This window comes from Pseudorhodobacter sp. (genome assembly GCF_030452865.1).
Lineage (GTDB): Bacteria > Pseudomonadota > Alphaproteobacteria > Rhodobacterales > Rhodobacteraceae > Pseudorhodobacter.
Genome location: NZ_JAKDLJ010000049.1, coordinates 1 through 13,962, shown reverse-complemented (window position 1 = coordinate 13,962; position 13,962 = coordinate 1). Strand labels below are relative to the sequence as shown.

Below are 13,962 nucleotides of genomic sequence, written 5' to 3'. Positions count from 1 at the left end.
CGGCGTTGTGGTTGGAACTGGCACCACCCTGTTTCTGCAAGCACTGATTTTTCTGACCGAGCAAGGTGCCAACTCCCCGCTCTGGCTGCAAATGCTGCTGCTACCGATGGGTGGGCTGATCAACGGGTTGATGCTGCATTACGGCTATATGGTGAACACCTGCGGCTTGAAGGATTCGCTGTTTGCTGCCGTGCATGTGCAACAGGGGCATATGCCGTTCAAGACCGTTTTGATCAAACCCATCGCAGCACTGATTACCCTTGGCAGCGGCGGGTCGGCGGGGAAAGAGGGGCCGTGTTCGCATATCGGTGCCTCACTTGCTGCGGCGGTGGGGGAGGTCTTGCACCTGAACACGGAACTACGGCAAAGGCTCGTCGCGTGCGGCGTCAGCGCCGGGTTTGCGGGCGTATTCGGCGCACCAATCGCCGGGGCGATTTACGGGGTGGAGGTGCTGTCAATCGGGCGCATCCGGCATGACTTTCTGTTTCCCGCTGTGGTCGCAGGGGTCACCTCGGTCCGGGTCAGCGAGTGGTGGGGGCTGCCCTATACGTTTTACCACATGGCCCCACTGCCGGAGTTTTCCGAAGTTGTCTTTGCAAAAACCTTGCTCATCGGCATCATAGCCGGGGTTGTTGCGCTGCTGTTCGTCGAGGCGGTCAAGGGTTCAACCCTGGCCTTTGACAAGTTGCGCCGCAGGTTTGACCTTTGGCCACCGCTGATGCCGTTTATTGGCGGCTTGCTGATGGCGGCCCTGATTCTGGTTATCCCGCGCGACTATCTGGGGTTAAGCCTGCCTTTGGTCAAGGATGCGCTGGCGGGGCAGGTGATGCCCTTCATAGGTGTTATCTGGAAAATCCTGCTGGTCGCGATCACGCTGGGGTCAGGGTTTTACGGCGGGGTCGCAACGCCGCAATTCGTGATCGGCGCCATCGCGGGAAGTGCCTGCGCGCATCTGTTCGGGCTGGACCCGGCACTTGGGGCGGCAGTGGGGCTGGTATCAGTTGTCGGTGCCGCCTCCAACACACCGATTGCAGCGATCCTGCTTGGGATGGAGCTGTTTGGCGGCAATATCAGTCTGGTCTATGTGACCGGGGCGGCAATTGCGGCCTATGTGATCATCGGCCATCGCAGCATCTATCCCGATCAGCGCATGGCCTATTCCAAGTCGAACTGGGTGCGGGTGCGGCCCGACCTTCAGGTCGGGATTGAAAAGGCCCGGCTGTCGCATGGCTTGCTGCGCTGGCTCAAGATGCACCGACGCAAGCGGAACATCTATCCGCGCAAGAAGAAATAGCGAAGGTGCCGCACGTTTTTCCGCGCGGCACCGCAAGGAAAGGCTCAATGCTCCGGCAGCAAGATTTCGCGCTTGCCGACGTGATTGGCGGTGGAGACAACGCTGTTCTCCTCCATCTGTTCCACCAGTTTCGCAGCCTTGTTATATCCGATACCAAGTTTGCGCTGGATATAGGAAGTGGAGCATTTGCGATCTTTCGCGACCACAGCAACCGCCTGATCGTAAAGCGCATCATCGCCACCCTCGCCACCGCCAAGGCCCAAAACAAGGTCGATATCATCGGCCTTTTCATCGTCCACGCCTTCAACCACGCCCGACATATAGCTGGGCGGACCGTAAGATTTGAGATGGTTGACGACTTCCTCCACCTCCTCATCCGACACGAACGGGCCATGGATACGGGTGATCTTGGCACCGCCCGCCATGTATAGCATGTCGCCCATGCCCAAAAGCTGCTCTGCGCCCATTTCGCCCAAAATCGTGCGGCTGTCGATTTTCGAGGTGACCTGAAATGAGATCCGGGTCGGGAAGTTCGCCTTGATCGTGCCCGTAATCACGTCCACAGACGGGCGCTGTGTCGCCATGATCAAGTGAATGCCGCTGGCGCGCGCCATTTGGGCAAGTCGCTGGATGCAGGCTTCAATCTCTTTGCCGGCGACCATCATCAGGTCGGCCATTTCGTCCACGATCACCACGATATAGGGCAGCGATACCGGCGCGAATTCTTCGGTTTCAAACACCGGCTCGCCGGTGTCTTCGTCAAAGCCGGTCTGAATCGTGCGTTTGAACATCTCGTTCTTGGCCAATGCCTCACGCACACGGCCATTGAACCCTTCGATATTGCGCACGCCCATCTTGGACATTTTGCGATAGCGTTCTTCCATCTCCCCCACGACCCATTTCAAGGCGACGACCGCCTTTTTCGGATCAGTCACAACGGGTGAGAGTAGATGCGGGATGCCGTCATAAACCGACAATTCCAGCATCTTAGGGTCGATCATGATCATGCGGCATTCATCCGGCGTCAGCTTGTAGAGCAGCGACAGGATCATGGTGTTGATCGCGACCGATTTGCCGGACCCGGTGGTCCCTGCAATCAAAAGATGGGGCATCTTGGCAAGATTGGCGACAATCGGCTCTCCGGCGATATCCTTGCCCAAAGCCAAGGGAAGCCGCATGTTGCTGTCACCAAAGTCCCGCGCAGCCAAAATTTCACGCAGCACCACCTTTTCGCGCCAGGCATTCGGGAGTTCAATCCCGATCACCGAACGCCCCGGCACGGTGGAAACCCGCGCGGACAGCGCGGACATCGAGCGCGCGATATCATCAGCCAAGCCAATAACGCGGCTGGCCTTCAACCCCGGTGCCGGTTCCAGCTCATACTGTGTTACAACCGGGCCGGGGCGCACGGCGACAATCTCTCCCTTGACGCCGTAATCATCCAAAACCGATTCCAGCATCCGCGCGTTTTCCTCCAGCGCATCCTCCGACAGCGTATGGCGCTGTACGGTGTCAGGACTGCTGAGCAGGCCAAGCGGAGGCAGGTCGAATTCAATCGGTTTTTCTTCGAACTTCAGACGTGGCTGCGCCTCTGCCAATGCCTGACGTGAGGGTGCCATCGGTTTCTTGCTGGCGGGCTGCACAAGACGGCGGGCGTCCAGCGCGGTCGCATGTCCGACGGGCGCGGAAACACGGATGATCTGCGGCTCCGGCATGGAATCCTCGTCAATTCCGAACTCTGTGACGTCATCGGAATAATCGTCATCATCTCGCGCGAAATGCGCCGCATCGCCGTTGGCATAGCCCGCTTGGAAATCCTGTTCCCATTGTGTGTCAGCATCGGAATAACCCGTATTGGCAGCTTCCGCCTGCCAACCTGTCTGCGGCGCTGCGGGAAGCACTGTCCGGCTGGCCGATTGCAGCGAGAGACGCGGTTGCGGGGCGGCGGTCGCGATCACAGGCGGCTCTGCCGGAAGCGCTATCGGGGCGACGTTCCGGCGCGTTGCGATCAGTGGCACCGGGCCACGACGCCCCATGACGGGCGGTTCGCGCCGGGCAATCGCTGCCTGCACAGCGGATTGAACCGTGACCGGCTGACCCACAGGCTGACGCACGCGCGAACGGATCACATCATTGATGCGCGCTTTAATCCGGTCTTCGCTCGGCAGGTAGGTGGCCGATACATCGTCCACAACCTCCTCCTCGGCCTGATGTGTTGCGGCACGGCGTATCATCATCGGCACGCGGGCAAGCAAGCCGGGCTTTTCGGCAGCCTTGCCCACAGTCCGGTCCGGCGCATGCAAGCCGCTGGACCGGGGGGAAACCAGCGCGGCCTCCGGCGCGGCATGGATCGGCGGCTCCGCCGCATGTCTGGCCGTCTTGCGGAAGGATTCGGGGCGGCCAAAGCCACCCGAAACCCCCACCGACCGATCGGCGCGCAGCGGCGCGGGCTGCATCGGTGCATCATGGATCACATCGTCATAGGCATAGGCAGCGTGTTTGTTCTGCGCCGCTATTTCCCGACGCGCCCGGTTTTTCTCGGCCATGGCCGTCGCCGCGCGGGCAGTCCCTGCCGCAGATTTCCCGGCGAGTGACAAAGCCGTTGCATAGGCTGCAACCGTCCCATAACGCACGAAGCGGGCAATGGCGCGCAACTCAGGCATATCAAACCCGGTGACAAAAAGCCCCATACCCACCAACCCGAAGCCAAAGCAAACCGACAGCAGCTTCAGGCCGAACTCGGTGCCGACCGGCAGGATCGCAAGCAAAGCACCCAGAACGGTGTCACCAAACAATCCGCCAAGGCCAATTGCGGCATGCGGCCAATTCGGCCCCGGCACATGCGTCGCGGCAAAAACCGATGCCAATGCCACGGCAATCACCGCAAAAACCACCCGGCCCAGCGCACGGTCTTCGCCCAGATGGCCAACAAAACGAATGCCCCAGGCACCAACGATAAGCGGGATTCCCCACGACCCCAACCCACCGATGATGAACAGGGTAGAGGCGACAGAGGCCCCGAACCGCCCCATCCAGTTGTGAACCGGCGCGTCTGTCGCAACCATCCAACCCGGATCATTGGCGGAATAGCTGCCCAGAATGGCAATGAAGAACAATGCCAGCACAACCAAACCGGCACCCAGCAATTCCCGTCCACGGCGTTCCAGCATCGCTGCGGTGTTTTGATCGACCAGCGGATCGCGTTGTCTGACCTGATAGGATGCCATGCTTTACCGTCCTTGCCCGTAGAGACAGTCGCGAAGCAATGTCAGCCCGCGCTGCGTTTCGTCTTTTGGGGCGACCAAGGCCACCCGAATATATCCTGCTCCGGGGTTTTCGCCGGCGACATCGCGCGAAAGGTAAGCCCCCGGAAGCACCCGCACCCCGGTTTCCTGCCACAGTTTCAACGCCGCTTGCTCACCATCCTGCACCGGAAGCCACAGGAAAAACCCGGCCTCGGGCGGTTGATAACCCTGCATTCCGTCAAAAATACGGTCGGCGAGTTCAAACTTCTCGACATACATCGCGCGTGATGCGCTTACATGCGCCTCATCGTTCCACGCCGCCTCTGACACTTTCTGGATCGGCAAAGGCAAAGGCGCACCGGCAAAGGCGCGCAACTGGCGGACGCGGGCGATGGACTGCACACCTCCCGCCACAAAGCCCGACCGCAACCCCGGAAGGTTCGACCGCTTTGAGAGCGAATGAAACGTCAGTGCGCGTTCCGGGTCGGCACCTGTGATCTGTGCCACCGCCAAAATACCGGGCGGCGGGGTGCGGCGATAAACCTCCGCATAACACTCATCCGCGAAAATCCGGAAATCATGCTTTTCCGCCAGCGCCAGCAGGTCGGCCCAGTAATCGGCACTCGCCACAGCACCTTGCGGATTGGCAGGGGAACAGAGATAGGCAATCGCCGTGCGGTCCAGTACGTCCTGCGGCAATCCCGCATAGTCGGGCAAGAACCCGGTCGCGGCGGTCGCGGGCACATAAATCGGCTCTGCCCCCATCGCCAGCGCGGCGACAGCATAGACCTGATAAAACGGGTTCGGCATCAGAATGACGGGCCGCTTGCCGCCCTTGGTTTCCGGGCATAGCGCGACAGCAGCATTGAACAAGCCTTCGCGGGTGCCGTTCAGTGCCATGATCTGGTTTGGCTGCAACGCCACATCATAGCGCCGCTTCACCCAACCTTTGATCGCCGACAAAAGCTCCGGCGTGCCGTCATTGGGCGGATAGATCGCAAAGCCGTCCAGATTTGCGGCCAGAATCGGGCCGACAAAATCGGGCATCGGGTGGCGTGGTTCCCCAATCGTCATGGAAATCGCGTCGCCACCGCCGGGATGGGGGTCCAGAAGCGCCCGCAAACGCGGAAACGCATATTCTGGCAGGTTCGAAAACCGCTCAGGAAATGTCATTGCTGCCTCATCTATCAGGGTCATAACGCCCCGTTTGAGGTCACGATAGCGAGGGATTGCGCTGTGGTCCAGAAAAACGCTTTGATATAATGCGCTTGGGGGTGGTGATTGTGTCTTTTTCGTCCCGCCTCCCCTATCCCAGCGCCCGTTCCGCCGCCGAACACAGCCGCAAAAGCCGCTCCTCCTGTCCCGGCCCGGCCATGAAACTGATACCACAGGAAGGCTGTCCGGTCGGCAGAGTCATCGCACAAAGCCCGAACAAATTGCCGATGCGAGTATTGCGCAAGGCCAGCAAATTCTCGGTGACATAGTAATCGCGATCATCCATCAATCGTTGCGCATCGGGGGGCAGAATCGGTGCAGTCGGCAAGATGACAGCATCATATCCGGCGGTTTTCTCGGCCCAGATCCGCCGCAAGGCCTCCAGGCGACGCCATGCCGCGACATAATCAACCGCTTTGAAATCCGCACCGGACCGGAAGCGTTCCAAGATACGCGGGAACATCTTTTCGGGTGCCGCCTCAATCACCTCGCGCCAGATACCATAGGCTTCAGGCGTGAAGGTGATGGTGGCAAGGCCCATTGCCTCCGCCACCTCCGCGATCTTGCCAGTTTCGATCCGCGCGCCTGCTTGCGCCAGCCGTTCCACCGCGCCTTCAAACCCGCGTGCCGGGTCACTGCGCAGATCATCCAGCGCCACGCTGTCCAGCACCAGAAGGCGTGCGCCTTTCAGACTGGCTCCTGCCAGATCAGCGGGTTTACCGCCCTCAATCGCGGCAAGCAGCAGCGCGCAATCTTCGACGCTGCGCGCGAGCGGTCCAACCGTGTCAAAACGTTCACACAGCGGCACCACACCGCGCAGCGACAACCTTCCCGGCGTGGTTTTCAAACCCACAAGATCATTCCATGCCGCCGGTATCCGCACTGACCCGCCGGTATCCGACCCAATCCCTGCCGGCGCCAGGCCAAACGCAATTGAGGCCGCGGCCCCCGACGATGACCCGCCCGGTACTGCCTTGGGGTCATTCACGTTCGGCGGCGTGCCCATCACCGGGTTCAGCCCCAACCCCGAAAACGCCAGTTCCGACATATGCGTCTTGCCCAGACACACCAGCCCTTGAGCGGTGGCAGTCGCCAGCACCTCTGCGTCCACCTCTGGGACGCGCCCCGCGAGCAGCGCCGACCCCGCCTCACACGGCGCGCCCGCCGCATCGAACAAATCCTTCCACGACAACGGCACCCCGTCAAGCAAGCCAATCCGCCGTCCTGCCTTGGCACGGTCCGACGCGGCAATAGACATCGACCGCGCCCGTCGCGGCGTGGTCCGGGTATAGATGCGCTTGGCTTCGGGGTGCCGCTCGATCGCGTCGAGAAACGCTTCGGTCAGTTCCATCGGGTTGATCTTGCCCGCCGCGATTCCACGCCCCAAATCGGCGGCTGTCATCCAAAGCCAGTTCTGCGTCATATCCTGCCCCCATCTTCTCCTGAAACGCTAACCCGCGGCGCAGGACTGGACAATGGGGCGCAGGGACAATTGCACCATTCCCGCCATATTTACCCAATGGAACATGACGCTGACATTCTGATCGTGGGCGGCGGGCTGAACGGGCCTGCCCTTGCGCTGGCATTGGCACAAGGTGGGTTTACAGTGGCGGTGGTGGATGCCCGACCTGCCCCGGCCCGCGCCGCACCCGGTTTTGATGGGCGCGCCTATTCGCTCGCGATTGCATCCAAGCGGTTGCTTTCGGTGATCGGGGTCTGGCAAGGCATTGCCGACAAGGTGCAACCGATCCTGCATATCAAAGCCTCCGATGGCCATGCAGGCCAAGGGGCGGCGCCGTTTTTCCTGCATTTCGATCATACGGAGATTGAGGAAGGCCCGATGGGCTTCATGGCCGAGGATCGCTATCTCTATGCGGCGTTTCTGGCCGCAATGGCGGCAGAGCCGCGCATCACCCTGCTCGCCGGTGAAACCGTGGTGGCGCAGGAAACCGGTGCTGCGGCGGTGTCGGTCACGCTTGCATCAGGGCGCCGCCTGTCGGGGCGGTTGCTGATCGGCTGCGACGGGCGCGCCAGTGGCACCGCCCAGCGCGCCGGGATCGGGCGCAGCGGATGGGGCTACGGTCAAACCGCCCTGGTGACTGCGGTGGAACATGAATTGAACCACAATGGCGTCGCCCATCAATTCTTCATGCCTGAAGGGCCGCTCGCGATCCTGCCGCTGCCCGGCGGACATCATTCGTCAATTGTCTGGAGCGAAGAAACCACGCGGGCGCAGGCGATCCAGGCGCTGGGTGACGCGGATTATCTGTCCGCCCTGCGCCCGCGTTTCGGCGATTTTCTGGGAAAGATTGCACTGGCAGGCCAGCGCTTCACCTATCCGCTCAGCCTGACTTTGGCCAACCGCTTTATCGCCCCGCGACTGGCACTGGTGGGGGATGCCGCGCATGGGGTCCACCCCATCGCCGGGCAAGGGCTGAACCTTGGGCTGCGCGATGTCGGCGCATTGGCGCAGGTATTGGTAGAGGCATCGCGGCGCGGTGAGGATATCGGCGCGGCGGATGTGCTGGAACGCTATCAACAATGGAGGCAGTTTGACACAACCACGCTTGCGCTGGGAATGGATACCGTCAACCGGCTGTTTTCCAACGATAACCCATTACTACGGTTGGGGCGCGATCTGGGAATGGGTGCAGTAAACGCGCTACCCGGCCTGCGTCGTCATTTCATCCGCACGGCCGCCGGGCTGGAAGGTGAACTGCCGCGTCTGCTGCAAGGTCAGCCGATCTGAACCCTATTTCGCGGCCTTCTTCGCCTCCGCCGCTGCCTTCATCCGCGCGAGCAGTTCCACCTTGGCGGTCTGCGCGCCAAAGGGGTTCTTCGCACTGCCCTTCGCATTATGCTCTGAATGGCGCGGGGTGTTTTTGGCTTTGTTCGGCATGCCCGATTTGCTGTAATCCATGATGCCCTCCTACGGCGATGCGCGCTTTTGCCTGAAACGGGGGTAAGCTGCAATCCCAAGTTGGCCACAGTCTCTGTCCACCTGTTTCTGGGCAAAACTCTTACTCCTCAGGCCAGTCGAACACGAAACACCGAGCAGCAGTTTCGAGCCGGACGTGCAGAAATCCATGCGGCGTTTGAATGTTCGTTTCTCGTCCATGAAATGATCTGCCGGATGTTTCGGAGTTCGTCAAAACCACTTCAACTGGAATCGCAGCAAACAATTCCGAGCTAGGCACAAGACCGCTTTTTTTCTTATCGTCAGCAGGACAGTACTGCCCCGTCCACCTTGATTGAAAAAGAGACCTTGTGTTTGCTCGCTGCCGGGCAGGTAAACAACGCGATCTCCACCAATTATCCACGACTCCCATAACGCCAAGCCATTTTACGTTCGCCTTGTCCTGATGATTTAGTCATGTGACAAAACTGAACGTAACAAATGTTCAATGCAGTACCCCTCAGAGGGACCAATCTTCCCGGATAGTCGTCATCTTTGGCAAGCTGTAACCGCGCGGCAATGCCCTGCTGGCGTGAGCTTGGGGGTGAAACCACAGGATCTCCCGCTGAGCCGTGCCGGCACACCACCGCGTGGAATGATCAACCGACATTGTCCTTGAATGCCTTTTCAAAGGCCGCGCGTTTGTCGGCATCCGCCGGGGTCTGGTTCGCTGCGCGCCACTCCTCATAGGGCATGCCATAGATTATTTCGCGCGCGGCGTCCTTGTCCATGTCAATGCCACGCCCATTCGCCGCCTCCTGATACCAGCGCGACAGGCAATTGCGGCAGAATCCGGCGAGATTCATCATGTCGATGTTCTGCACATCCGGGCGCTTCGTCATCAGATGTTCAACAAGACTGCGAAAAGCGGCGGCTTCCAACTCGATCCGGGTCGCGTCATCCATCGTTCTTTCCTTTCGACATTATTCGGCATTTCACCTTTTATGTCGTCGCGGCGCTGTTCGATCAAGGGCCGTGACGCCGCAGACAAGGTGACGCATCGGATCTCAAACCGTCATGACTTGCAATGACACATTGCCCCAAAGTGGGTTATCGGCCATAACGCCTTTGGCCCACCAATAGATTTGAACATTCAGAATAGGATCGAGGCAGCATGAGACGCCTTCGCAACGTAAAAATCGTGGCCACGCTGGGCCCGTCTTCATCGGATTACAAGACCATCCGCGCGCTGTTTGAGGCAGGGGCAGATGTGTTCCGCCTGAACATGAGCCATGGCGAACACGCCGATCAGAAGGCGCGCTATGACATCATCCGCAAGATTGAGGCCGATACAGGCCGACCGATTTGCGTGTTGGCTGACCTTCAGGGACCAAAGTTGCGGGTTGGTGTCTTTGCCAATGACGCAGGGGAGGAATTGGTCGAAGGTGCCGCTTTCCGCATGGATCTTGATAAAGCGCCCGGCACTTCCGCCCGCGTAAACCTGCCGCATCCGGAGATTTTCGCCGCTTTGCAAGCCGGGTCCAGCCTGCTTGTCAATGATGGCAAGATCCGCCTGAAGGTGACGGAATGTGGCAAGGATTTCGCCAATTGCACGGTTGAGGTCGGCGGCGTGATTTCCAATCGCAAGGGCGTGAACGTGCCGGACGTGTTGTTGCCGCTTGCCGCTCTGTCGGAAAAGGACCGCAAGGATCTGGAATTTGCCTGCGAGTTGGGGGTTGACTGGCTGGCGCTGTCGTTCGTGCAACGGGCCGAGGATGTGTTGGAAGCGCGCGTGCTTGCCAAAGGCCGTGCCGCGATTCTGTCGAAGATCGAAAAGCCTGCGGCAGTAAAGTCGTTTGATTCCATCCTGGCTGTTTCCGATGGTATCATGGTTGCGCGCGGCGATCTGGGCGTTGAACTGCCGGTCCATGCCGTGCCACCGATCCAGAAACGTCTGGTACGGGCGGCGCGGGCGGCTGCGAAACCGGTGATTGTCGCCACGCAGATGCTGGAGTCGATGATCACGGCACCGGTGCCGACGCGGGCCGAAGTCTCTGACGTTGCGACCGCGATTTATGAAGGTGCGGACGCCGTGATGTTGTCGGCGGAGTCGGCGGCGGGACAATACCCGGTTGAGGCAGTGACAACGATGAACAACGTCGCGATCAGCGTTGAAAGCGACCCGCTTTACCGCGAAGTGATTGAGGCAAGCCGCCGCGCCAACAAGACCACCGTTGCCGATGCCATCGTATCCGCAGCACGCGAAATTGCGGAAACCACCGATATCAAGGCGATCTGCTGCTTTACCCAATCCGGAACCACCGCCAGCCTTGTGGCGCGTGAACGCCCGCGCACGCCGATCATCGCGCTGACTCCCCTGGTTCGGACCGCGCGCCGTCTGACACTGACCTGGGGTGCGCATTGCACGATTTCGGTACCGCAAGGCCGCTTCAAAGGCGCGGTTCTGGCCGCTGTTCGTGCGGCGCGCAGTGACGGTTTTGCGAAGACGGAAGAGCAGATTGTCGTCACGGCAGGTGTCCCGTTCAACGTTCCGGGGACGACCAATATCCTTAGAGTTGCGCCTTGTGATGAACGATTGATTTACGCATCCGAAGCGGAATAGACTCACCCCGGTAACAGGTGTGGAGCATGGTATGGACCCCGATCTTTTTCTGGTCATTGGAATGATCATCGGGGTTCTCGCCATTCCATCCATGCTTTCCGCTTTTTCCGAAGGCCGCGCGCCCCGGCTTGGTGCTTTGCTGGTGTTGGCATCCGGCGCGTTGATCATCGTTGCGTTGCAGAACAAGGGCGGCGGCTACACCATCGCTGACCTGCCGCATGTGTTTTATGCCGTGATTGGCCGCTATATCTATTAGCGCGCCCCGGTTTTCGCGAACGGGCTGAAACGCCCTTGTTTTTGGCTTGCGCTCCGCCCCCCCCCATCCTATACGCCGTGCTTCGATTACCCGTTTGACCGGCCGAAAGTGGCATGCCGAGTTGGACGTTAACCACTCGAACGAGGAGATGGAAATGCCCAAGATGAAGACCAAATCTGCGGCCAAGAAGCGTTTTCGCTTTACCGCATCCGGAAAGGTGAAGGCTGGCCCCGCCGGCAAGCGCCACGGCATGATCAAACGCTCGACGAAATTCATCCGCGAAGCAACCGGGACCATGATCCTGTGTGACGCGGACGCGAAAATCGTCAAGAAATACATGCCCTATAACCGGTAAGGAGAGCCAAAGATGTCCCGCGTAAAATCTGGCGTCGTTACCCACGCCCGCCACCGCAAGGTGATCAAGGCTGCAAAGGGCTATTATGCCGCGCGCAGCACCAACTTCCGCACTGCAACGCAGGCGGTTGATAAAGCCAACCAATACGCCACCCGCGACCGCAAGACCCGCAAGCGCAACTTCCGTGCGTTGTGGATCCAGCGGATCAACGCGGCGGTGCGTCTGTTTGACGCCAGCTTCACCTATTCCCGTTTCATCAATGGCTTGATGCTCTCGGGGATCGAAGTGGACCGCAAGGTTCTGGCTGATCTGGCCGTGCATGAGCCGGAGGCGTTCAACGCCATCGCAACTTCCGCCAAGGCCGCGTTCGACAAGTCGGAAGCGGCCAAAGCCGCCGCCTGAACCATGCCGCCGTGCCCCACACGGGCACGGCGCTGACCAACAGGAAACGATTGATACGGATGCTTGGAATTCTGGTAGCAGTCGCCATCGGCCTTGTGGCGATGCTGGGCGCTTATTGGGCCTATCTTTCCTACACGATTGACGTGCCTTATCATGAGATGTGGATCGGGTTGAACAGCCCGCTCCCCGAATTTCTGCGCAGTTGGTCCTGCCACATCGTTCACGACCGGATCGGCGGCGGACTGCCCCCCTATGGCTGCGAAGGGCTTTGGGACTAGGCGCGGAGGCTACATCCATGCAGCCCGAATGCTGCGGGTAAAAACCGGCTGGGCCTTGTCTTGTGTCTGCCTCGAAATCCGAATCAGAACCCCTCAGCAACGGCAACCAAGTTGACTTGTGGCTTCCCACAGCACCCGCTTTGCCCGCGCTCCTATTCCCTCTTTTTCAGTGCATGTGAATTCAAATCAGGCAGATGATCACCAAAGGTTTCACCAAAGCGGACGCCGAAAGCGTTGCGATCTACTCGCCTTGTGAGGCGTACCGCTACGCACTCACGCGAGTTTGGGATCGGGCACAAACGAAAGTGACCTTCGTTATGCTGAACCCCTCTACCGCGACCGAAGTGCAGAACGACCCGACGGTGGAGCGGTGTGAACGACGGGCGCGGGCGCTTGGCTTTGGGGCGTTCCGGGTCGTGAATATCTTTGCCTTTCGCGCCACCGACCCGAAAGTGATGCGCGCGCAGATGGACCCGATCGGTCCCGGCAATGACGCCGCAATTCGCGCAGCGGCAGAATGGGCCGATCAGATCGTCTGCGCCTGGGGCAGCCATGGCACGCATCTGGATCGCGGCGCAACGGTCACGCGGATGCTGCGGAACTTGCACCGCCCGCTCTTGCAACTGGGCCTGACCAAAAGCGGCCAACCCAAACACCCGCTTTATATCGGTTACGACAGAAAGCCGCAGCTCTGGGTCGCGCCATAGATCAAGGGCTTTCACCCCCTACCTATTGATTGGTCGCCAGCAGCGTAAGTGCATCGACCGTCAATCCCGCACCGCCGACAATGGACGCAAGCGGAATTCCGTCAAGCATGACTGTCATATCGTTTGATCCCGCATCACCGATCAGTTCAACATGCGGGTCAGGGTGCGCAGTGGCGTCATAAACGATTATGATGTCATCCTCATCGGCGTTATAATCGGTGATATGGGCGAATTCGCCATCGCCGAGCCAATCGCCCAGCGTGAAGTCATCGGCACCCTCCCCGCCATGTGCATAATCTCCGGCGCCGATCATCAGCGTATCGTCGCCAGTGCCACCGTTGAGAAAGTCGGCATCCTGATCGGAAGGTTGGCCGGGATCAAACCCCCAGAGCGTGTCGTTCCCGGCACCACCATCCAGCGTGTCGGGCCCGGCATCACCGGTCAGCACGTCGTTACCAAAACCCCCGGCAAGCCAATCGGCACCATCGTCGCCTGACAGCGTGTCATCTCCGTCACTGCCCAGCAGCGAATCGTCTCCATCACCCCCTTCCAGCCGGTCGGCATCCATCCCACCGGCAAGCCAGTCATTTCCCGCGTCACCCGACAGTTGATCATCACCGTCATCCCCATTTATGACATCACCGTCATCGCCGCCGAACAGCGTATCCTGACCGGTGCCGCCATCGAATTG

At 59.9% G+C, this 13,962-nt stretch carries 14 protein-coding genes; 8 read left to right on the top strand and 6 right to left on the bottom strand.

Going from position 1 to position 13,962, the window contains the following annotated elements; genetic code table 11:
* Positions 1–1,294: chloride channel protein (locus L0H65_RS04980; protein WP_301457730.1), on the top strand; the 1,294-nt coding region annotated here is incomplete at its 5' end.
* 44 nt (positions 1,295–1,338) lie between these two features.
* Here the strand turns inward: L0H65_RS04980 and L0H65_RS04975 are convergent.
* From L0H65_RS04975 to L0H65_RS04965, 3 genes are all read right to left on the bottom strand, one after another.
* Positions 1,339–4,521, bottom strand: a complete 3,183-nt coding sequence (locus tag L0H65_RS04975) for a DNA translocase FtsK 4TM domain-containing protein (RefSeq protein WP_301457729.1) — start codon at positions 4,519–4,521, stop codon at positions 1,339–1,341.
* A 3-nt stretch (positions 4,522–4,524) separates the two neighbouring features.
* Positions 4,525–5,712, bottom strand: a complete 1,188-nt coding sequence (locus tag L0H65_RS04970) for an aminotransferase class I/II-fold pyridoxal phosphate-dependent enzyme (RefSeq protein ID WP_301457728.1) — start codon at positions 5,710–5,712, stop codon at positions 4,525–4,527.
* A 133-nt stretch (positions 5,713–5,845) separates the two neighbouring features.
* The gene (locus L0H65_RS04965) at positions 5,846–7,177 is read right to left on the bottom strand and encodes an amidase (protein ID WP_301457727.1); all 1,332 of its coding nucleotides are present in this window, start codon (positions 7,175–7,177) and stop codon (positions 5,846–5,848) included.
* Positions 7,178–7,273: 96 nt separating this feature from the next.
* Here L0H65_RS04965 and L0H65_RS04960 point away from each other — a divergent pair, with 96 nt between their 5' ends.
* Positions 7,274–8,503 carry a UbiH/UbiF/VisC/COQ6 family ubiquinone biosynthesis hydroxylase gene (locus tag L0H65_RS04960; protein ID WP_301457726.1) on the top strand — a complete coding sequence of 410 codons (1,230 nt, stop codon included), beginning with the start codon at positions 7,274–7,276 and terminating at the stop codon, positions 8,501–8,503.
* 3 nt (positions 8,504–8,506) lie between these two features.
* Here the strand turns inward: L0H65_RS04960 and L0H65_RS04955 are convergent, their stop codons facing one another.
* Together L0H65_RS04955 and L0H65_RS04950 are read right to left on the bottom strand one after the other, a co-directional pair.
* Positions 8,507–8,674 (bottom strand): hypothetical protein, encoded by a 168-nt coding sequence (locus tag L0H65_RS04955; protein ID WP_301457725.1) that lies wholly within the window; start codon positions 8,672–8,674, stop codon positions 8,507–8,509.
* A 635-nt stretch (positions 8,675–9,309) separates the two neighbouring features.
* Positions 9,310–9,615 (bottom strand): DUF1244 domain-containing protein, encoded by a 306-nt coding sequence (locus L0H65_RS04950; protein WP_301457724.1) that lies wholly within the window; start codon positions 9,613–9,615, stop codon positions 9,310–9,312.
* A gap of 209 nt (positions 9,616–9,824) precedes the next feature.
* Between L0H65_RS04950 and pyk the strand changes: the two genes are divergently transcribed.
* From pyk to L0H65_RS04920, 6 genes are all read left to right on the top strand, one after another.
* Entirely contained in the window at positions 9,825–11,273 is a 1,449-nt protein-coding gene (pyk, locus tag L0H65_RS04945) for a pyruvate kinase (protein ID WP_301457723.1), read from the top strand.
* Positions 11,274–11,304: 31 nt separating this feature from the next.
* Positions 11,305–11,529, top strand: coding sequence for a hypothetical protein (locus L0H65_RS04940; protein WP_301457722.1), 225 nt, complete (start codon positions 11,305–11,307; stop codon positions 11,527–11,529).
* A 154-nt stretch (positions 11,530–11,683) separates the two neighbouring features.
* Positions 11,684–11,884 (top strand): 50S ribosomal protein L35, encoded by a 201-nt coding sequence (gene rpmI, locus L0H65_RS04935; protein WP_301457721.1) that lies wholly within the window; start codon positions 11,684–11,686, stop codon positions 11,882–11,884.
* Positions 11,885–11,896: 12 nt separating this feature from the next.
* Complete coding sequence (gene rplT / locus L0H65_RS04930; RefSeq protein ID WP_301457720.1) at positions 11,897–12,286, top strand: 50S ribosomal protein L20; 390 nt, start codon at positions 11,897–11,899, stop codon at positions 12,284–12,286.
* 59 nt (positions 12,287–12,345) lie between these two features.
* Entirely contained in the window at positions 12,346–12,564 is a 219-nt protein-coding gene (locus L0H65_RS04925) for a hypothetical protein (protein WP_301457719.1), read from the top strand.
* Positions 12,565–12,758: 194 nt separating this feature from the next.
* On the top strand, positions 12,759–13,271 hold the full coding sequence (locus tag L0H65_RS04920) for a DUF1643 domain-containing protein (protein WP_301457718.1): 513 nt from the start codon (positions 12,759–12,761) through the stop codon (positions 13,269–13,271).
* Positions 13,272–13,293: 22 nt separating this feature from the next.
* Here L0H65_RS04920 and L0H65_RS04915 read toward each other — a convergent pair.
* Positions 13,294–13,962 (bottom strand): calcium-binding protein (locus L0H65_RS04915; protein ID WP_301457717.1); only part of this gene is annotated, 669 nt, incomplete at its 5' end.

Excerpts from the sequence above, each read along its gene's own strand:
- L0H65_RS04970 (WP_301457728.1), bottom strand. The coding sequence starts at position 5,712 with ATGACATTTCCTGAGCGGTTTTCGAACCTGCCAGAATATGCGTTTCCG.
- L0H65_RS04965 (WP_301457727.1), bottom strand. The coding sequence starts at position 7,177 with ATGACGCAGAACTGGCTTTGGATGACAGCCGCCGATTTGGGGCGTGGA.
- rpmI (WP_301457721.1), top strand. The coding sequence starts at position 11,684 with ATGCCCAAGATGAAGACCAAATCTGCGGCCAAGAAGCGTTTTCGCTTT.
- pyk (WP_301457723.1), top strand. The coding sequence starts at position 9,825 with ATGAGACGCCTTCGCAACGTAAAAATCGTGGCCACGCTGGGCCCGTCT.
- L0H65_RS04960 (WP_301457726.1), top strand. The coding sequence starts at position 7,274 with ATGGAACATGACGCTGACATTCTGATCGTGGGCGGCGGGCTGAACGGG.
- L0H65_RS04950 (WP_301457724.1), bottom strand. The coding sequence starts at position 9,615 with ATGGATGACGCGACCCGGATCGAGTTGGAAGCCGCCGCTTTTCGCAGT.
- L0H65_RS04925 (WP_301457719.1), top strand. The coding sequence starts at position 12,346 with ATGCTTGGAATTCTGGTAGCAGTCGCCATCGGCCTTGTGGCGATGCTG.
- L0H65_RS04920 (WP_301457718.1), top strand. The coding sequence starts at position 12,759 with ATGATCACCAAAGGTTTCACCAAAGCGGACGCCGAAAGCGTTGCGATC.
- L0H65_RS04975 (WP_301457729.1), bottom strand. The coding sequence starts at position 4,521 with ATGGCATCCTATCAGGTCAGACAACGCGATCCGCTGGTCGATCAAAAC.
- L0H65_RS04955 (WP_301457725.1), bottom strand. The coding sequence starts at position 8,674 with ATGGATTACAGCAAATCGGGCATGCCGAACAAAGCCAAAAACACCCCG.
- L0H65_RS04940 (WP_301457722.1), top strand. The coding sequence starts at position 11,305 with ATGGACCCCGATCTTTTTCTGGTCATTGGAATGATCATCGGGGTTCTC.
- rplT (WP_301457720.1), top strand. The coding sequence starts at position 11,897 with ATGTCCCGCGTAAAATCTGGCGTCGTTACCCACGCCCGCCACCGCAAG.